Source organism: Fusibacter paucivorans (genome assembly GCF_018390735.1).
In the GTDB taxonomy this organism is placed as follows: domain Bacteria; phylum Bacillota; class Clostridia; order Peptostreptococcales; family Acidaminobacteraceae; genus Fusibacter; species Fusibacter paucivorans.
Window position 1 is genome coordinate 1 of the sequence record NZ_JAHBCL010000045.1, and the last position, 20,661, is coordinate 20,661.

General features: G+C 41.0%; 17 protein-coding genes and 1 other RNA gene. 5 read left to right on the forward strand and 13 right to left on the reverse strand.

Annotated features, from left to right (window positions below; translation table 11 throughout):
- Positions 1–204 precede the first annotated feature (204 nt).
- The 5 genes from KHM83_RS17935 to KHM83_RS17955 all read left to right on the forward strand — a co-directional run bounded on the left by KHM83_RS17935 (position 205) and on the right by KHM83_RS17955 (position 4,532).
- Positions 205–1,119, forward strand: coding sequence for an MORN repeat-containing protein (locus KHM83_RS17935; protein ID WP_213238410.1), 915 nt, complete (start codon positions 205–207; stop codon positions 1,117–1,119).
- A 301-nt stretch (positions 1,120–1,420) separates the two neighbouring features.
- Positions 1,421–2,467, forward strand: coding sequence for an EVE domain-containing protein (locus KHM83_RS17940; protein WP_213238411.1), 1,047 nt, complete (start codon positions 1,421–1,423; stop codon positions 2,465–2,467).
- The gene (locus KHM83_RS17945; protein ID WP_213238412.1) at positions 2,445–2,840 is read left to right on the forward strand and encodes an ASCH domain-containing protein; all 396 of its coding nucleotides are present in this window, start codon (positions 2,445–2,447) and stop codon (positions 2,838–2,840) included. Before KHM83_RS17940 ends, KHM83_RS17945 begins: the two co-directional genes overlap by 23 nt.
- A gap of 79 nt (positions 2,841–2,919) precedes the next feature.
- On the forward strand, positions 2,920–3,411 hold the full coding sequence (locus KHM83_RS17950) for an ImmA/IrrE family metallo-endopeptidase (protein WP_213238413.1): 492 nt from the start codon (positions 2,920–2,922) through the stop codon (positions 3,409–3,411).
- A gap of 2 nt (positions 3,412–3,413) precedes the next feature.
- Complete coding sequence (locus tag KHM83_RS17955; RefSeq protein ID WP_213238414.1) at positions 3,414–4,532, forward strand: tyrosine-type recombinase/integrase; 1,119 nt, start codon at positions 3,414–3,416, stop codon at positions 4,530–4,532.
- Positions 4,533–4,618: 86 nt separating this feature from the next.
- Here the strand turns inward: KHM83_RS17955 and ssrA are convergent.
- The 13 genes from ssrA to rpoN all read right to left on the reverse strand — a co-directional run bounded on the left by ssrA (position 4,619) and on the right by rpoN (position 20,540).
- Positions 4,619–4,980, reverse strand: a transfer-messenger RNA (tmRNA) gene (ssrA, locus tag KHM83_RS17960).
- A gap of 7 nt (positions 4,981–4,987) precedes the next feature.
- Positions 4,988–5,449 (reverse strand): SsrA-binding protein SmpB, encoded by a 462-nt coding sequence (gene smpB / locus KHM83_RS17965; protein WP_213238415.1) that lies wholly within the window; start codon positions 5,447–5,449, stop codon positions 4,988–4,990.
- A gap of 185 nt (positions 5,450–5,634) precedes the next feature.
- Positions 5,635–6,456 (reverse strand): Cof-type HAD-IIB family hydrolase, encoded by an 822-nt coding sequence (locus KHM83_RS17970; protein ID WP_213238416.1) that lies wholly within the window; start codon positions 6,454–6,456, stop codon positions 5,635–5,637.
- 81 nt (positions 6,457–6,537) lie between these two features.
- On the reverse strand, positions 6,538–8,652 hold the full coding sequence (rnr, locus tag KHM83_RS17975; protein WP_246543192.1) for a ribonuclease R: 2,115 nt from the start codon (positions 8,650–8,652) through the stop codon (positions 6,538–6,540).
- A 528-nt stretch (positions 8,653–9,180) separates the two neighbouring features.
- Entirely contained in the window at positions 9,181–11,163 is a 1,983-nt protein-coding gene (locus KHM83_RS17980; protein ID WP_213238418.1) for a sodium-translocating pyrophosphatase, read from the reverse strand.
- A gap of 358 nt (positions 11,164–11,521) precedes the next feature.
- Entirely contained in the window at positions 11,522–11,752 is a 231-nt protein-coding gene (gene secG, locus KHM83_RS17985; protein ID WP_213238419.1) for a preprotein translocase subunit SecG, read from the reverse strand.
- 327 nt (positions 11,753–12,079) lie between these two features.
- The gene (gene eno / locus KHM83_RS17990; RefSeq protein WP_213238420.1) at positions 12,080–13,369 is read right to left on the reverse strand and encodes a phosphopyruvate hydratase; all 1,290 of its coding nucleotides are present in this window, start codon (positions 13,367–13,369) and stop codon (positions 12,080–12,082) included.
- A 124-nt stretch (positions 13,370–13,493) separates the two neighbouring features.
- Entirely contained in the window at positions 13,494–15,017 is a 1,524-nt protein-coding gene (gene gpmI, locus KHM83_RS17995; RefSeq protein ID WP_213238421.1) for a 2,3-bisphosphoglycerate-independent phosphoglycerate mutase, read from the reverse strand.
- 23 nt (positions 15,018–15,040) lie between these two features.
- The gene (gene tpiA, locus KHM83_RS18000) at positions 15,041–15,787 is read right to left on the reverse strand and encodes a triose-phosphate isomerase (protein ID WP_213238422.1); all 747 of its coding nucleotides are present in this window, start codon (positions 15,785–15,787) and stop codon (positions 15,041–15,043) included.
- Positions 15,788–15,822: 35 nt separating this feature from the next.
- Positions 15,823–17,013, reverse strand: a complete 1,191-nt coding sequence (locus KHM83_RS18005; protein WP_213238423.1) for a phosphoglycerate kinase — start codon at positions 17,011–17,013, stop codon at positions 15,823–15,825.
- A gap of 129 nt (positions 17,014–17,142) precedes the next feature.
- Positions 17,143–18,153, reverse strand: a complete 1,011-nt coding sequence (gene gap, locus KHM83_RS18010; RefSeq protein ID WP_213238424.1) for a type I glyceraldehyde-3-phosphate dehydrogenase — start codon at positions 18,151–18,153, stop codon at positions 17,143–17,145.
- A 16-nt stretch (positions 18,154–18,169) separates the two neighbouring features.
- Positions 18,170–19,222 carry a sugar-binding transcriptional regulator gene (locus KHM83_RS18015; RefSeq protein WP_213238425.1) on the reverse strand — a complete coding sequence of 351 codons (1,053 nt, stop codon included), beginning with the start codon at positions 19,220–19,222 and terminating at the stop codon, positions 18,170–18,172.
- Positions 19,223–19,442: 220 nt separating this feature from the next.
- The gene (gene rpoN, locus KHM83_RS18020; protein ID WP_213238426.1) at positions 19,443–20,540 is read right to left on the reverse strand and encodes an RNA polymerase factor sigma-54; all 1,098 of its coding nucleotides are present in this window, start codon (positions 20,538–20,540) and stop codon (positions 19,443–19,445) included.
- Positions 20,541–20,661 lie beyond the last annotated feature (121 nt).

A 20,661-nucleotide genomic window follows, 5' to 3' on the forward strand; every position in this document is an offset into this window, starting at 1 on the left:
ATGATTATTGGGCTGCAGTAACACTGCAGCCACTACACGCATTTTTTGAGGCAAGATAAGCGAGCTAGCTACGGCAAGAGTTATGAGCTAGGCAATGACAGAACTAGAAATCAGAAACAGGATACTTCGACTATTAACTCAAATGCTAACGAAGTAAGCACTGACGACAAAATTGCAGACGGTTCATATAAAGGAGATTTAACCTTGCAATTTGCTTTTGGTGAAAGAGCCGGTAAATATGATGGCAATATGAAAAATGGTTTACCTGATGGTTACGGGGAATTTGCTACTGAGAGTATGAGTGGTTCAAAATGGACTTATAAGGGACAATGGGTAGATGGCCATTTTAACGGTGAAGGTCAAACCGAATGGTCGAGTGGCGGAAAAGAAATCGGAAAATATAAAGACGACTTAATTACGCCAATGTCCGAAGAAGAAACAAAATTGATTTTTAGTCAACCAGAAGATTATAAGTACCATTGCGTAGAATTAATTGGTGAAATTTTTATGCAACCTGAATATTTTGAAGGTGGCGTTGCACTACAAATGTTTACCGACATTGAGAATTACGACAATAATGTAATCGTTTATATTTTCGATGATAAAGTTTCTTTAAATGAAAATGACTTAGTAAAAATAACAGGTATTGTCGGAGATGTGTTTACTGGTGAAAACCTCTTTGGTGCCACATTGACATTCCCTACAGTTGAGGCTAAATCCTACGAGTTGATTACATATGAAAAACTTCATCCTATTGTCGCTAGCTGCGAAGCAAATGAAACTCAAACCCAATTGGGATATAGTGTAACAATTCAAAAGGTTGAAGTAACAGACCTAGAAACGAGGGTTTATATTAAAGTTGACAACAATGGAGAAGCCAATTTTAGTCTGTACAGTTTTAATGCTACAATTGTTCAAAACGGAAGGCAATATGAAGAACAAACCAATTATGATGCTGATTATCCAAATGTTCAAACAGACCTTTACCCAGGCGTCTCTACCGAAGGGATTATTACTTATCCACCAATTTCATCTGAAGATTTTAAAATCATTTTAGAAGGTTCATCAGATAATTATAGTGAAGACATCAAAGATTACGTTTTTAACATCTCGTTTTGATTTTATTTACAAGTTAAATGAATTTGAATTAGGTTTCTTATAGAATTAGTATTTAGTTTTCATACTGCTTGTTTATCATTCCGCTTAGACTACATTGAACTACACTTATTAATAGGAGTTGATGCTATGATTTATTTCATTTCAAACATAACGGCGGGACATGCACTCGTGAGGCGCTGGAGCTTAGTCTCAAAATTATGAAAACAAGAGTTGAAAGGTGAATGCAATTCGCATTATTTGAAATATGGGTGTATGGGGGTTCAATTCCCCCTGCCTCGCCAAAATAATTTGGAGGTAATTAATGGGTAATTATTTAGAATTAAAAAAATTTTCAAATATTGACTTATCAGATCATTTTTTTGATAGTCTTAAAAGTGACTATCCTGATTTTGAAGATTGGTACCACAGAAAAGCTAATAAGAAGGCTTATGTATTGGAAAACAAAGGTATTCAAGGTTTTTTATATATGAAATTTGAAAAAGGCTCAATACTAGATGTAAACCCGATTATAAAAGGTAAAAATATTCTAAAAATTGGGACATTTAAAATCAATCCGCATGGAACAAGACTAGGTGAACGCTTCATCAAAAAAGCTTTTGATTATGCCGTAAGCAACGGGGCCGATAAAATATATGTCACTATATTTCCAAAACATGTTGCTTTAATAAAAATATTAAAAACATATGGATTTAAATTTTATGGAACCAAAACATCAGCTGCTGGCAATGAAGATGTATACATAAAAAATTTGAGAAAAATCACGGACGATCTGGTATCAGATTATCCCCTTTTCTCAACTCGTAATAAAGACAAATACATCCTTTCAATCTACCCTAAATACCATTCAAAACTATTCCCAGATTCCATATTGAATAACGAAAGCTTTGATATATTGGAAGACCAATCACATACAAATAGTATACACAAGGTTTATGTATGCAAAATGCCCCAAGCAAGTTCTTTAAAGCCGGGTGATCTTATCGTTATTTACAGAACAGGTGATGATAAAGCTCCAGCCGAATATCGTTCAGTAGCAACATCTATTTGTGTTGTTGAGGATGTTAAATCGAACACTGATTTCCATGACTTCGAATCATATTATGCCTTTTCAAATCATTATAGTATTTTCGATAAAAGTACTTTGAAAACATTTTATGAACATCGAAAATCCTATATAATAAAGATGACCTACAATGCTGCATTCTCAAAAAGACTCACGAGAAAGACTTTAGCTGATAATTGTGGATTAAATCGAGCTGAGCGTTGGTCTTTAATGCGACTTACAGGTCAACAATTTGATAGGATTTTAGAAAGAGGTCAAATAAATGAAAGTATTATTATCGATTAAACCTGAGTTTGTTAAAAAAATTATATCTGGCGAAAAACTCTATGAGTATAGAAAAAGTATCTTTAAAAAAGATGTTGATGCAGTAGTCATATATAGCACAAAACCAGTTGGAATGCTCATCGGAGAATTTAGTATAAAGCAAATTTTAAACACCTCACCTGAAGAATTATGGAACATCACGAATGAAAACAGCGGTATATCAAAAGCCTTTTTCATGGACTATTTTAAAGATAGAGAAAATGCCTATGCACTTGAAATATCTGAATTTATTGAATATAAAAAAGGGATCAATCCCAAAGAGATAGATAAAAACTTCATTGCGCCACAATCCTTTAAATATGTGGATGACAATTGGTTAAATTATCAAAATTAGTTTACAATCTTACGTAAGAATGGTATCATCAAAAACAGAACGCATGTTCTGTTTTTTTCTATTTTTTGAGGTGGTCTTATTGAATAAATTAACACAACTAATCGACAAACTAGGGGTCGAAGTAATTACCAATCCCCTGCCCACACGCTTAAATGGGCTTTATTTTGCGGATACATATAACAACTACATCATCATAAATCGCAATGTGAAAAGTGAAAGCAAACTTCGAGAAGTGTTATCACATGAATTGGGGCATTATTTTACCAGCATTTTGACTAATACGGCGTCGCATTATTCAGACTATCTTGTTAAACTAAACGTTCACAGGAACGAATTTAGGGCCGTTCGATGGGCATGTAATTACTTGATGCCGGACATGGATGTTATTGGTGCAATCATTGACGGCCATGTGACACTTGATGCATTATGTAACCACTTTAATGTTTCGAAGGAACTGTTGACTATGAAGTTCTATTTTATGAGTCTGCACGGCCTATCATGGCGCATTGACGATCGGCGTTTCTTAATACTGAGTGACCTACCATCTGTCTATATTTTTGAGGAGATATGACCATGGCCAAAAAAACGAATTATTCAACGGGGGGAAAAAATTATTATCGAGTACGCACTCAAGTTGGTGTTGATGATCAGGGTAAACAAGTCATGAAGGTATTCTATGGCGCATCAAAACGCGAAGCAGAATTGAAGCGAGATGAGTATCTTGCAAGTGTACGCAATGGCATGAGCGCCGACTATGACAAAATGCAATTTGCTAACTTTTTTACTAACTGGCTTACAATTGTCCACCGGCAAGCATTAGCACAGAGTTCATACAATCGTTATGACACCATTCATCGCGTCTGGATTTCAAAGGGACTATTCTATAATATGAAACTTAGCCAAATAAAAAGTATCGACATCCAAAAATTTTTAAATGATATAGATAAGATCCCTACTGCCGAAAAAACCTACATGATTCTTACAACCTTTTTCAAATACTGTATCCGGGAAAGAGTCTTAATCTTTAACCCTATGGACAATGTAAAGAAGCCTGTTAAGAAAGAGGTTGAAAAGAAAAAGTACCTCAAAGAGAATGAGATAGAGCTGCTTGTTAATGCATACCATAAAGATCATCGTTTATTCATCTATATATTTGCGCTCTACACAGGACTGCGTCAGGGCGAAATATTGGCACTCACTGTTGGTGACATCAAAGATGGCGCGATTAAAGTTAATAAGACCCTTAATCGTGTTAAAATAAATGGACATACTCAAGTGCACGTTACGCCGCCTAAAACGAAAGCCAGCAACAGAACCATCCCTATTCCAGCAGAAATACAAAAACCGCTTAGGGCGCAGATTTCATCGGAAAAAGAGAAGCATTTAAAGCTGATGATACCATTTACAGACAGCTCACTTGTATTCTCCGCGTCAAATTGTGCACCAATTCGTGGCGATCGGCTCACATCCAGATTTCGAAAGCTGCAGTCAAACATAGGCATTTATGATACCGTCAATTTTCACGCATTACGACATACATTCTGTTCATTACTTGCAAAAAAAAGAGTCCCATTAAAAGTTGCTTCTGAATTAATGGGGCATTCATCTGTTGCTCCAACAGATCAGATTTACACCCATGTCGACGTTGAAACGAAGACAGAAGCGATTAATACGCTTAAAGGGATATTGTAGTCACTCAAAACTTTATGGTTAATTTATGGTTAATTCTAATTTAAAAAAACACGAGACCATTGAAATTTCAATGGTCTCGTATTAGTTGGTGGAGACGAGGGGAATCGAACCCCTGTCCAAAAACAATTTACGATGACTTTCTCCGAGCGCAGTCACAAATTAGGAATTCGCTTGCGTTCACGTGTTGTAACGCACAAGCTCACAAGCTATTTCTATCATACAATAAAACGACATTAGAAAAGCATATCGTTCATCGACCCCAGCAGGAGTTGGTCAGGCTCTAGGCGGCTGAGGCAAGGCCTAAAGGTGACGCTGCGATTAGGCAGCTAATGCAAAATTTTCGTTTGCGTTTATATTTAATGGTCCAGTTCTTTTACGTGTACCCCAGACCAGGAAACACGGCTCGCTTATCATCGCTCATCATCTCTGTCGAAACCTGTACGTCCCCATGAGATTTAGCGATTATAATCCTTAATCGCCTGTTGGATTTTGCGATTGGCATCTTTCTTCGCCATGGTTTGACGCTTGTCATAGTTCTTCTTGCCCTTCGCCACGGCGATTTCAAGTTTAATCAGTCCACGATTATTAATATAAAGCTTAAGCGGCACAATGGTAAAACCATCTTGTGCACGCAGTGCATCCAGCTTATTGATTTCTCGCTTATGCAGCAAGAGCTTTCGCGGTCTGATCGGATCTTGGTTAAATCGATTGCCGTGATCATAGGGTGTAATGTTCATGCCTTTAACATACATCTCACCGTCTTTGATTTCAGCATACGCTTCTTTGATGCTCGCCTTGCCATTGCGAATGGATTTTACCTCTGTGCCGAAGAGTTCCAATCCGGCTTCATAGGTATCTTCGATAAAGTAATCATGCCGAGCTTTTTTATTGTTTGCAACGAGTTTATACTGTCCCATGCATGACCTCCTTTCAAAAATAACAGCCATTCACTTAATGGGCGCCCCATCATTTTACCATATGTCAGAGTAGGAAACAAGCGGGCGACACTGTATTGTAACCATCATGTAATCATCTGGTCATCCGCTAATGCCGCTATGCTCTATTCGCGATTGCGCTTTGACGGATCTTTCAATAATCTTCATTAATCTTTCATTAACGCTTCCAGCATCACTACCAGACCATCCTCATCGTTGGTCGGCGCTACACGATCCGCTATCGCTTTAACGCTTTCAACAGCATTGCCCATGGCAACGCCGACCCCTGCATAGGCAATCATGTCCATATCATTTTCATTGTCGCCAAAAGCGATAACATCTTCAACGGGGATCTGATAATGCGCACGAAGCGCTTCAATCCCAGAAGCTTTATTGACACCCTTTGCATTGACGTCAAATGAGGTTGCAATCGATTGACAAGTCTCAAAGCGTCCTAAACTGCGCAGTGTTGCCTTTAGCTGTTCAAACATCGGCAAATCTTCGCTGTTGAGGCCTATTTTATAAATCGGCGTCGTTTCAATCACAGCGTCCAATGCTTCCTCATCCATGATACGCACTTCAAAACGATACGCTTCGGGCAGTGTTGGTATCAGTTCAGCATAACGCTTTGCCAGATATTTCTCCTCAACGGCGTAAATAACATCGTTATCATATAAATGAAAATAGACATCATTTTCACGGCAGTATTTTAGTACCACCCGAATATCATCAGGGGATAGCGGCACTGCGTGTATGATTTCACCTGTTTTTAAATGTTTCACCACCGCCCCGTTACATGAAATCAAATAACCATCATAGTCGAGCTGCTGTGTAACGATGAGCCCAGCAGCATGCATGCGTCCTGTGGCAATGGCAAACGGATGACCTTTTTCAATATATCCCTCAATAGCGGTTTTCGTACGCGATGAAATCTTATGATCACTCCGGATCAGTGTCCCATCAATATCACTAACAATCAATTTCTTCATTCTATACTCCTACTATACGCCTACGTCGTCACACATTTTATAAACTTACTAACCCTTGAAACGCCAATACTGCAAAGAGCGCTATGCGAGTTCAAAATCAACTTGTCGTTTGCCCGGATCAGCATTGACCACGATGATTTCCACCTCATCACCAAGTTTGTAAATATGTCTCGTTCGCTGACCTACCAACTGCAATTTTTCTTCATCGTACACATAGTAGTCGTCATCGAGATCGTCGAGTCGAATCAGACCTTCCACCGTATTTTCCAGTTCAACAAACATCCCGAATGATGTAATGGAAGAGATAAGCCCAGTATAAGTTTCACCAATATGGCTTTGCATGTACTCTGCCATTTTCATATCATCGACATCGCGTTCTGCCAAGTCGGCATTGCGCTCACGCTCTGAACTCTGCACAGAAACTTCTTCCACAATTTTCTTAAGTTTTGCAATACGCGGCGCATCGAGTTCATTTTGAAGCATTTCACGAATAATGCGATGAATTTGCAAGTCAGGGTAGCGCCGGATCGGCGACGTAAAATGGCAGTAATATTTGGCTGCAAGTCCAAAGTGACCGTCATTTTGCGGTGAATAACGCGCCTGTTTTAACGACCGCAGCGTCAATTTACTAATGACGTGTTCTTCTTTGGTATTTTCTACTTCAGTCAACAACTCTCGAACCGCTTTTGGATGTACGGCTTCTGTATTGCCTTTAATACGATAACCGAAATTATAGAGAAATTTATTGAGGTTATCAATCTTCTCTTGTGCCGGCGTTTCATGAATCCGGTAGACAAACGGCAGTTCCAGCCAGAACATATGCTCGGCAACCGTTTCATTTGCTGCCAGCATAAACTCTTCAATAATCTTATGTCCAATGCGCCTTTCCGCTTTGCCGACGTCTATCGCTTTGCCATCGCCGTCAAGCTTGATTTTCGTCTCTGCAAAATTAAAGTCAATGGCACCGCGGCGCTCACGCTTGCCCCTTAAAATCAGTGATAGTGCTTTCATGTTTTCAAAGAAATCAAAAAGCTGTCCATATTTGCCTTCCAGCTCAGGGGTTATTTGATCTTCAAGGATATCAGAAACATCGTCGTAATTCATGCGCTCAACAGTTTTAATAACACTTTCGCATAACCGATGGTCGACAACATCGCCGCTTGAATCTATCTCCATAATGCACGACATCGTGAGACGGTTAACTTGAGGATTCAAACTGCAAATCCCATTGGAAAGGCGTTCCGGCAGCATGGGAATAACACGGTTCAAAAGATAAACACTGGTTGCCCGTTTAAGCGCTTCCTTGTCGATCTTTGAATACTCATGCACATAGTAACTGACATCGGCAATATGCACGCCCAGTTCATAATTGCCATTTGGCAAGCGCTTTACGTGAACAGCGTCATCAAGGTCTTTCGCATCCTTGCCGTCAATGGTTACTATCGTTTCATTTCTAAAATCTTCACGTCTTTGGATTTCCGATTCATCCACTTCAGTGGGAATTGCCTCAGCATCTTTTAAGACGCGCTCATTAAACACTTCCGGCAGCTTGAATGTGCGGATAACTGACAGTATATCGACGCCCGGGTCGCCAACTTGCCCTAAAATTTCGATTACTTTGCCTTCTGGATTGCGTCTGTCTTCAGGCCATCTCGTTATTTCCACAACCACTTTATCGCCCTGCTTGGCGCTCATGGTCATGCTGCGGGAAATAAAAATATCACTTTTCAAACGCTGATCATCCGGCACGACAAAACCAAAGTTCTTGCTTTCTTCATAAGTGCCGACAATAACCGTGTTGACGCGTTCTATGATCTTAATGACTTCGCCTTCATTACGCCTGTCTCCGGTGCTCTGACGCGTCAGTTTAACCATGACGCGATCACCATTCATGGCACCCCCTAACGCACTCGCCGGAATAAAAACGTCTCCCATTGATACACTGTCAATAATGGCAAAACCAAACCCTTTTTGCGTCATTTGAATCTTCCCAACATAGATCTCGAAAAACTCAGGCAGTGCTAATTTTTTCTTTTTCGTTCGAATGAGCTGGCCGTCTTCCACCATTTCATTTAAATAATTTAAGACGGATGGCATATCAAGCGTATCTAATTGAAGCGCCGAAATTAGATCGCCTTCTAAAAATGGTTTTTCATTATGTGCTTTCAAAAAATCAATAATTTGCTCTTTTGTCATTATAGCCTCCATTATATTTTAATTCTCGGCATTCAATCTTGCGCTTTCTCATGCGCTTTTTGCTAAAAATGTCTTTCAACACTGTTTATACAAACAAAATTATCCAATAGCCTAACGGTAAAGCTTCAAGCTTCCTTGGTCGTACACGGTTTTACAATAGTCGCGGGGACATGAAGCCCGCCACCGTTTGAAATTTATACCCGTCTTACCAAAGTTGTAATCGCCAGACTATGAAAGAGATGCATCGCGCATACCATACTTATCACAATCTAGATATCCGCTATGTATTTATTATAACATCATCACGATGACTTTACATGAATAGGATGTTAAAGTTATTGCTTGCTATGGTATATCACGATCGTAAAGCATTTCCGAATATCTAAATCATTTTATTTACCACCTGCTAAAGTGCTTTAATACTAATCAGCTATTTGAGATTTTGGGTAAATGACGCCATTAAAAAACGCCCTGCAAGGATGATCCCTCGCAGAGCGCTTTATTGATGGGCTTAACAATTGAATATTCTTATAACAAAGAACCTAAACTGACGAATAGCGGTGCAAACACCAATGAAACAATCGTCATGAGTTTAATCAAAATGTTGATTGAAGGACCTGATGTATCTTTGAATGGGTCACCAACAGTATCGCCGACAACAGCTGCTTTATGGGCATCTGAACCTTTGCCGCCGTGATTACCTTCTTCAATATATTTCTTCGCATTATCCCACGCACCGCCAGTGTTGGCCATAAAGATTGCCATGAGGACACCTGTTACAAGAGCACCCGCAAGCATACCGCCAAGCGCTTCAACGCCTAAGAGTAAACCAATGACAATTGGTACGAGGACTGCCATTAAACCAGGGAGCATCATTTCTTTCAGTGCCGCACCAGTACTGATGTCAACACAAGTTGCATAATCTGGTTTAGTTGTTCCTTCCATGATGCCAGGAATTGTTTTAAATTGTCTTCTAACTTCTTCGATCATTTGATAAGCTGCTTTACCAACTGATTCCATCGTCATCGCTGAGAAAATGAATGGCAGCATACCACCGATAAACAAGCCGACAACGACTTTAGGATTTAAAACATTAATCATTTCAAGGTTAATCGCCGTTGAATAAGAAGCAAAGAGCGCAAGTGCTGTAAGTGCTGCTGAACCAATGGCAAAACCTTTACCAATCGCTGCTGTCGTATTACCAACGGCATCGAGTTTATCTGTAATTTTACGCACTTCTTTTGGAAGCTCACTCATTTCAGCAATCCCGCCGGCATTATCCGCGATAGGACCATAAGCATCGACAGCAACTGTAATACCCGCTGTAGAAAGCATACCAACCGCTGCTAACGCAATACCGTAAAGACCTGCAAAATGATAAGCAACGAGTGTTGCAATACTAATAAAGATAATTGGGAACATCGTTGAAATCATACCCACTGCCAAACCGGAAATAATCGTTGTCGCTGGACCAGTCAATGATTGTTCCGCAATATGTTTAACATATTTGTAATCACCTGACGTATAAATCTCTGTTACAACACCGATAAGGATACCACAGACCAAACCAGCTGTGATCGCCCAAAAGGCATTCAAATTGCCAAAGAACATATTGCTGAGGAAATACGCCACGATGACAACGAGGAGCCCACTCACATAAGTTGCTTTTTTGAGCGCTTTATGCGGATCAGAGTTTTCATCGCCACGAACAAAGAAAGTACCAATAATAGATGCAATAACACCGCATGCTGCAAGCGCCAGAGGGAATTGTGCCCCATTAAGGCCATGGAGTGCAACACCTAATGTAATCGAAGCAATAATTGAACCAACATAAGATTCGAATAAATCGGCACCCATACCTGCAACGTCACCGACGTTGTCACCAACATTATCGGCAATAACCGCTGGATTTCTAGGGTCATCTTCTGGAATACCCGCTTCAACTTTACCAACGAGGTCAGCACCGACATCAGCCGCTTTTGTATAGATACCGCCACCAACACGAGCAAAGAGTGCAATAGATGAAGCACCTAAGCCAAAGCCGGTGATAATTTGTGGATCGCCAAAAATCATGTAAAGAACGCTAATACCGAAAAGACCTAAGCCGACTACAGCCATCCCCATGACAGCGCCGCCGGAAAAAGCAACGGATAGCGCTTTATTCATGCCGCTTTCCTTTGCGGCAAAAGCAGTACGAACATTGGCTTTTGTTGCCACCTGCATACCAAAGAAGCCAGCCAAAGCTGAAAAAATTGCACCGCATAAAAATGCAATTGCTGTTTGGAAGCTTTGAAGCCCTACAGTAATTGCCACTGCTAAAATAATTGCGAATATAACTAACACTTTGTATTCACGCTGTAAGAATGCCATTGCACCTTCGTGAATATAGGAAGCAATCTCATTCATTCGATCATGAGTTACTTTAACCGGATTGATCTTGCTCGAGACGAGCACAAACGCAAATACGAGCGCGAGAATGCCAACGCCCGCTGATATCACTGCGTAGTTCATTTAAAAGTTCCTCCCCACATAAAGTAAAAAATTTAACACATATTTTTAGCCCGAACACTCGTCCGCTTATGAATCAGCCCACGTCATGAATTCATAAACCCGGCGAAATCGGGCAATTGACCTTTGCATACTGTGCACAATATTTCATTTGACAGCTAACTGCCGACTTAATCATAACCACTGCTGTAAGCTATTAAAAAACTTGCTAAGAGAGACAACGCAGTTGCGTACATGGCGCCTGTACACTGCAATAACGATGTTCCCAACATGATTACGCGGTTTACAATCGCAATTGCGATTTGCTAAACCATTTTACTTCTTGCTTATGTTAAAAAGAAACAATAACCAGCATTGCTAATTATTGTATCCAAGACATGAGTAAAGCACTTGCAATAAAAACGATTGCAGAAATCTTCGTTACTTTATCAAATTTCTCATCATAATCTCTCGCCTTATTTTTGCCCCAAATCTGCTCAGCACCGCCACCAATTGAGCCCGAAAGCCCTGCTGACTTACCTGATTGAAGTAAAATACTGGCAATGAGAATGACAGAAGAAATAATTAAGAGTACTGTTAAAACTAAATTCATCCTGTTCACACCTCCTATATATTCAATATTTATATACCAAAATGATCCTGCTTGCTTAACATAGGTATTTTAACATACGTCGCTAAAAAAAACAATTCATTCAAGCTTTTTTTCACAAAAAAGCAGAAGGCTCAATCGTTTGTGAACCTTCTCCTTTTTCTCGTTCTTCTTTGCAACCAAGATTTGCTTATTTTTGCTGATTAACGCTGCTAGACGCCGATCAGCTGAAGCACTGTTAAATTTTATTGGATTTATCTGCCAAACGATCACCAAATAATTGGTAAGTCGCTACAGCATCAGAATGTTCAAAGGCATTAATCGAACAGACTATTTAAGATTGTAGAATGCTGTCATGCCCGCATAAACGGCATTATCCCCCAGCTGCTCTTCAATTCTAAGCAATTGGTTATACTTTTCAATGCGGTCAACCCTTGCAGGTGCACCTGTTTTAATTTGACCTGCATTGACAGCGACCACGACATCTGCAATTGTCGAATCTGCCGTTTCACCTGAGCGGTGTGAGATAACATTGGTAAAACCAGCGCGTTTTGCCATTTCGATGGCATCAAGTGTTTCAGTGATGCTGCCGATTTGATTGAGTTTAATCAAGATCGAATTAGAACTTTTCTCTTTAATGCCTCTAGAGAGACGTTCCGTGTTGGTGACATAAAGGTCATCCCCAACGATTTGGATTTTGCTGCCGAGTTTTTCGACCATGATTTGCCAGCCAGCCCAGTCTTCTTCACTTAAACCATCTTCAATCGAAATAATTGGATATTTATCCACGAGACCGGCATAATAATCAACGAGTTCTGCTGCTGTAAATGATTTATTTTCACTAGCAAGCGTGTATTTGCCCGTCGCTTCATCATAAATCTCATTAGCAGCGACATCGACCGCGAGTTTAATTTGTTCGCCGGCTTTGTACCCCGCTTTTTCAATAGCTTCCATGATGACTTTTAGCGCATCTTCATTCGTTGGCAGGTTAGGCGCAAAACCGCCTTCATCGCCAACACCAGTTGCAAGGCCTTTGCCTTTTAAAACGGCCTTGAGTGCATGATAGATTTCAGCACCCCATCGAAGTGCCTCTTTAAATGAATCTGCACCAACAGGCATAATCATAAACTCTTGTATATCAACGTTGTTGTCTGCATGGGCTCCGCCGTTCATGATATTCATCATTGGAACCGGCAATGTTTTGGCGTTTGTACCGCCAACGTATTCGTAAAGTGAAAGACCTGCACATTCTGCAGCTGCTTTTGCGACGGCGATTGAAACACCCAAAATTGCGTTTGCACCAAGTTTACCTTTATTAGGCGTACCGTCGAGTTCAATCATCATGTTGTCAATGCCCACTTGGTCGAAAACATCCCAGCCTTCGAGTTCAGGTGCAATGAGATCATTCACATTCCCAACAGCCTTTTCAACGCCTTTGCCAAGATAACGCGATTTGTCGCCATCTCTGAGTTCAACCGCTTCGAATGCGCCAGTTGATGCGCCTGACGGCACCGCTGCTCTTCCCATCGTACCGTCTTCAAGATAAACATCTACTTCAATGGTTGGATTACCGCGTGAATCCAATATTTCTCTTGCAAATACATCTGTAATGATTGACATTTTACTTCCCTCCGTTTTTTGAATTAAAAGGTTTTATTCACATAAATGCTTTTCAATTTATCCACGAAAATCTTAAGCCTTCTGATTACAATAATCAAGTATTTTACTAAAATTTAACGGTCCGTTATTTCAGCAGGCTGTGCCCTGTCATTTCTTCCGGCGCTTCCAGTCCCATCATCGCCAACAGCGTCGGTGCCAGATCACACAGTCTGCCGTCCATTTCTAAATCAGCCGCAGACGTGCCGCCTATAATACAAGGTACCTTATTCGTCGAATGCGCTGTCATTGGCTTGCCTTCAGCCGTCAGCATTTCCTCTGCATTACCGTGATCCGCCGTGACAATAAAATTGCCATTTAAACTGAGCAGCTTATCGGTAATCTTGCCGAGGCATTCATCCACTGTTTCAACTGCTTTAACAGCAGCTTCAATAATGCCTGTATGCCCAACCATATCCGGATTGGCAAAGTTGAGAATAATGAGCTCATAGATATCTTCATCAAGCGCCGCCAAAAGCCTTTCTGTGATTTTATAAGCGGACATTTCCGGCATTAAATCATAGGTTGCAACTTTTGGAGACGGCACCAAAATTCTGTCTTCACCCTTATTCGGTGCTTCAATCCCACCATTAAAGAAAAATGTCACATGTGCGTATTTTTCAGTTTCAGCAATTCGAAGCTGCTGTTTGCCAAGGTTGGAAACGTAAGTACCAAGTGTATTCTCAATCGTTTGCGGTTTGTAGGCAACTTCGACATTTTTAATGGTGATATCATACTGCGTTAAGCAGACATAAAAAGTTTTAAAGTAAGTGCGCTCAAAACCATCAAAATCCACGTCGACAATAGCGCGCGTAATCTCACGCGCCCGATCCGGTCTAAAATTAAAGAAAATAACGGAATCGTTTTCCTTAACAGTTGCAACCGGTTCACCTGCTTCAAGTATAACGGTCGGCACGACAAACTCATCGGTGACGCCCTCTTCATATGATTTCTCAAGTGCGCTGACAGCACTGGCGGCAAAATTTCCCTTGCCGTAAACAAGCGCGTCATAAGCCTTTTCAATACGCTCCCATCGTTTATCTCTGTCCATGGCATAATACCTGCCCGAGAGACTTGCAATGCAGCCGAAGCCAATTTCATCCATATAGGCTTCGAGGGTTCTGACATAATCGACGCCGCCTGTGGGCGATGTATCCCGTCCATCCATAAAACCGTGGACGTAAATATTATCAAGTCCCTGATCCTTGGCAAGCTTGATAAGTGCCTTGAGATGATTAATATGACTGTGTACGCCGCCGTCTGAAAGCAATCCCCAGACGTGCAGCTTGCTGCCCTTTTCCTTGGCATTTTCAATCGCTTTCAAAAAAGCTTGATTTTCAAAAAAATCACCGTCGGCAATGGACTTTGTTACCCGCGTCAATTCTTGGTAAATAACGCGCCCGGCACCGATGTTCAAATGCCCTACCTCCGAATTGCCCATTTGACCGTCGGGAAGTCCGACATCCATGCCGCTGGCGCCTATGAGCGTATGGGGATAAGTTTCGAGCAATTGGTCAAAATTAGGCGTTTTTGCCATGGAGACCGCATTGCCCACTGTCGAGCTGCTCTGACCCCAGCCATCTAATATGATTAATGCTGTCGGTTTTTTCATAAATGTACTCCTTAATGTACTTCTTAAAAATTCACAAGCTGTACAAAGCTGTCCGGTTCGAGGCTGGCACCACCAACGAGGGCACCGTCGATATCGGACTCGTTCATAATCTCAGCAACATTCGCAGGTTTGACACTGCCGCCATACTGAATGCGAATTTCTTCCGATATTTCGTCGCCGTAAAGCGCCGTCAACACTTCGCGAATATAGGCAATGACGTCATTGGCGTCTTGGCTGCTCGCTGTTTTGCCGGTGCCAATAGCCCAAATTGGCTCATAAGCGACGACAACCGTTTTAGCCGCATCGCCAGAGATGCCTGAAAAAGCCTTTTCTACTTGCGATTTACAAATCGCTTTGGTTTCACTTGCTTCACGCTGTTCAAGTGTTTCGCCCACGCAAACTACCGGTACGAGCCCTTTGGCAAGCGCTTTCAGTGTCTTAAGATTAACCGTTTCATCCGTTTCATTATAATATTGACGTCTTTCAGAGTGACCGATAATCACATGGGTTACGCCTATTTCAAGCAGCATATCTGCGGTTACTTCACCCGTGAAAGCGCCCTTGTCTTCATAGTGCATATTTTGCGCGCCGATTTTTACATTGGTACCTTCAGCTGCTTTAACAAGTGACTGAAGCAGTGTATACGGTGCGCAGATCAAAACTTCGACATCTGTATCTGCAACATCCGATTTGATGGCTTCGACAAACGCAACGCCTTCTTTGATTGATTTGTGCATTTTCCAGTTTCCAGCAATCATTGGTAATCTCATAAATGCCTCCCTAATTTATCTTTACAACGAAAAAACTATTTTTCGTTAAGTGCATCAATGCCCGGAAGAACAATGCCTTCCAAGAATTCGAGCGATGCGCCGCCACCAGTAGAAATGTGCGTCATTTGATCGCCAAACCCAAGCTGATTAACTGCCGCAGCACTGTCACCGCCGCCAATCACCGTCGTCGCATCAGAATCTGCAAGTGCTTTTGCTACTGCAATCGTTCCTTTAGCAAAATTATCAAATTCAAATACGCCCATAGGGCCATTCCAGATAACGGTTTTCGCACCTTTAACTTCTTCAGCATACATTGCAGACGTCTTCGGTCCAATGTCGAGTCCCATATAATCTGCCGCAATTTCTGCGCCTTCTGTCACAACAGGTACTGCATCTTTGTTGAAGTCTGATGCCGTCACATGATCCACAGGTAATAGCAGTTTAACCTTCTTCGCCTTTGCCGCTTCAATCATTTGAAGGGCATAATCGAGCTTGTCTTCTTCCACTAGTGATTTGCCAACGCCTATGCCCTGCGCTTTTAAGAATGTATAGGCCATTCCACCGCCAATAATCAGCGCATCGACCTTACCCAGCAGATTTTCAATCACTTTAATTTTATCAGAAACTTTTGCACCGCCCAAAATCGCACAGAAAGGTCTCACAGGATTTTCAACGGCTTCGCCTAAAAATTTGAGTTCTTTTTGAATCAGATAACCGCAAACAGCTGTATCAATAAACGCCGTCACCCCTACGGTTGATGAATGCGCTCTATGTGCGGTTCCAAAAGCATCATTGACAAATATATCCGCAATGGATGCGAGATCTTTCGAAAAAGCTTCACCGTTTTTCGTTTCTTCTTTTCGAAAGCGCGTATTTTCCAAAAGAATTATCTGACCTTCTTTCAAATTCATTGCTGCCGTACGCGTCAGCGGACCGACGACTTCAGGTTCACTGTTAAAAATAACAGGCTGTCCTAAAAGTTCAGACAATCGCTCTGCAACAGGTGCCAGCGTAAACTTCATATCATATTCTTTCGGTTTGCCAAGGTGTGAACACAAAATAACCTTTGCACCATTTTGAATTAAGTATTTGATGGTGGGAAGCGCGCCCATAATACGGTTTTCATCCGTAATCCTGCCGTCTTGGATAGGTACGTTGAAGTCACAGCGCACAAGTACGCGTTTACCTGAGACAGCTATATCCTCAATGGTTTTCTTATTAAACATTTAAAGCCTCCTAAAAGCGGAATCCACAATTTCTCTCAACAATCTCAATCGAAATTCTGAATCAAATTCTCAACAAGCGTTCTCAACAAAAGGGAAGCCCTGAAATACATTCAGGGCCTTTATTTAGAATTATAATCCTTTTTCAACCATCATCGTTACAAGGTCTACAACTCTATTGGAGTAACCCCATTCATTGTCATACCATGACAAGATTTTTACCATATTGTCGCCCATTACCATTGTAGAGAGCGCATCGATAATAGAGCTTCTAGGATCTTTTTTATAGTCCATGGATACCAACGGTTCTTCAGAATACCCGAGGATGCCATTCATTTCACCTTCTGACGCTGCTTTAAGTGCTGCGTTTACCGCTTCTGCTGTAACAGGCTTAACCGTTTCAATAACAATATCGACAACCGATACAGTCGGTGTTGGCACACGGAGTGCCATACCATTGAATTTGCCTTTGAGTTGAGGCAGTACCAATGCAACTGCTTTTGCAGCGCCTGTTGTCGTCGGAATCATACTTTCCGCTGCTGCTCTCGCTCTTCTAAGGTCTTTATGTGGTGCATCAAGAATTTTCTGATCGTTTGTGAAGGCATGAACAGTGGTCATTAAACCTCTGACAATTCCGAATTCTTGATCAATTACTTTTGCAAATGGTGCTAAACAGTTTGTTGTACAAGAAGCATTTGAAATAATATGATGTTTTTCTGGGTCGTATGCTTCATCATTCACACCGAGTACAATGGTAATGTCTTCATTTTTAGCCGGTGCTGATATAACGACTTTCTTAGCGCCAGCTTCAATATGTTTCGAAGCTTTTGTACCATCTGTGAAAAGCCCCGTCGATTCGATGACAATATCAACCCCTAAATCTTTCCACGGAAGCGCTGCTGGATCTTTTTCTGCAAATATTTTGACTTCCTTGCCATTGACGATAAGGCTGCTGCCTGCTGCTTCAACTGTTCCTTCAAACTTACCGAACAGTGAGTCGTACTTGAGGAGATGTGCTAATGTCGCAGCATCAGTCAAATCATTGATCGCTACAATCTCAAATCCTGGGTTCTCCTTGCTCATTGCAACTTTAAATGCGTTTCTACCAATTCTACCAAAACCGTTAATTGCCACTTTTACCATTGAAATGCCTCCTTAATTATAATAGTTCACTCATTCGTTTAGCCGCCTGCTCATCTGTGACGAGTACCAAGTGCTCATTGAGCTTGCTGATGGCAATAATTGCCTCAGCTTTCTCAGCGCCGCCTGCGACGGCAATAATATGATCTAGTGTCTTAAATTTATTTAAATCAATACCAATGGTACTGATTTCGTGAACAATTTCACCGTCTTTATTAAAGTAATATCCAAAAGATTCTGCTACAGCACCCTTGCTGATAATGTCATCTATCTCCTTTCGGTCCAAAAACCGTCTGGCTGCCATGACATCTGCTCTGCCAACGCCGAATGCCAAAACATCAATTTTGTCAATATAGTTGAGAATATACTTGATATTTGGTTCATTTTTAAGCTCATCAATGGTTGACCGCGATAAATTATCCTGCGTATAGAGGATGAGATGGCGTCCGTTTAACTTATTGGAAAGACGTTCAGCCAATGTATTGGCCTGGTATTCATTTTTAACGCCTAAGCCGCCTCTTGCAGGCACAACGACGATTTCATTGTTGGGGTACTGTGTCCATTCCTGCCTATACCCATTAATCGCTCTTTCTATCGAAGAACCACCGGTAAGCCCAATAATAGTTTTGGGACTAATGAGTGTTCTTAAATAGTTGGCAGCCGCAAAACCAATTTCCTCAAGCGCAGCAACTTCATCCTGATGACCAAAGGAGCCAATGATTACTTTTTTTATACCAAGTTTTTTCTGAAGCAATCGCTCTAGTTCATTGATTCCGTTAAGATGATAAAAAACACTTGATAATTGTGTCAATACTTCGGTGCCCTTCTCCGTAATGCGCATGCCGTCTGGGTAATATTCAATCAGCGCACTGGCTTTTAAAATATCACTTTCGCGCCTTACAACGCGTTCAGTCAGACCAAGTGTGTTCGACAGAACACGTCTGCCAATTGGCTGATTAATTCTAACGGCATTCAGCAAGTTTAACCGAAGCGGCAACAGTTCTTCTAATTCCGGAAACGCCATCTTTAAAAAATCCAGCATTCCCTTGGCGTCATGGTTATTAATATTCATTGACGTCCCACCTTTTCGAATTTTTAGTCCCACAGGTTCTCATTCTATCCCGGAAGACCTAAAAAAAATGTTGTTTCCATCATTATTATACCATTTGACCTTCAAACTGCAAGTAAAAACATAAAAAAACAGGACTTTTTCTGTCCATCATGGATAAAAAATGTCCCGTTCCTTAATTTTATCATTTCTTTTAATTTTGCTGTTGTATCTGATGAACGTCCTAATACCGCTTTCGCTTTGAAGAAGGTGGAATTTCAAGTTCATCACGGTATTTTGCAACAGTACGCCTTGAAATATTAATCCCCTGTTTGTTAAGTGAATCAGTAATAAACTGGTCACTCAACGGCTTTTTCTCATCCTCGCCATCAATCATTTCTTTAATGACCATTTTGACGCTCTCAGATGATACACCTTCGCCGCTAGCGCCTTTCACACCGCTTTGGAAAAAGAACTTAATTTCGAAAAGACCATTAGGGCACTGAACGTATTTACCGTTTACCGCACGGCTTACCGTTGATTCGTGCACTTCTATCTCATCTGCAATATCTTTTAGATTTAACGGTTTCAAATAGAGCATGCCCTTTTCAAAAAAATCATACTGATATTCAACGATTGCCATACAAACACGGTAGATTGTGTTGCGACGCTGTTCAATACTTTTGATGATCCGCAATGCCGACTGAAAATTTTTATTGAGATATTCACTGGCAGGTGCATCTTTATTAATGCTCTTAATCAATGTTTTATAAAAACTATTAATATGCAGTTTTGGTGAAGCACTTTCATTAACAATGACGACATACTCGCCCTTAACTTTTTCGACGTAGACATCTGGAACAATATATCTGACATCCCGAAGAGAAGCATAGCTTCTACCGGGTTTTGGTTCAAGTGTTTTGATGTAGTCATATGCCTGCTGAACACGTTCTGCCGTTTCATCGATCTTCTTTGCAATCTGTGCAAACCGTTTTTGCCCAAGGTCTTCCAAATAGTTTAGTACCAGCGTTTCCTCTAAACTTTCTTCATACCCTTGCTGATAAAGCTGAATCAGCAGACATTCACGTAAATTGCGCGCACCGACACCAGGCGGATCAAACCCCTGAACCAAACGAATAACATTTTCAACAGCCTCTACGGTCAAATCAAAGTGAACGGCTGTATCTTCGACATTAATGTCCAAATAGCCATTATCATCAATCGACTCAATGACGAACTCACACACCTCATATATTATGGGGTCAATTTTTGAAAGTTTCAGCTGCAACATTAGATGATCCCGTAAGGTCTCTTCATCTGCTACAAAATTATCATAACTCAACCTGAATTATTCATCCAGTTTATTCAAACGGCGCTTGGCGCCGCACAATAACAATGTTTTTGATTACTTTTGCTTTTCACTTGAAAAGTGAAGCCAAAACAATAGAAGAAGAGCTCCAGCT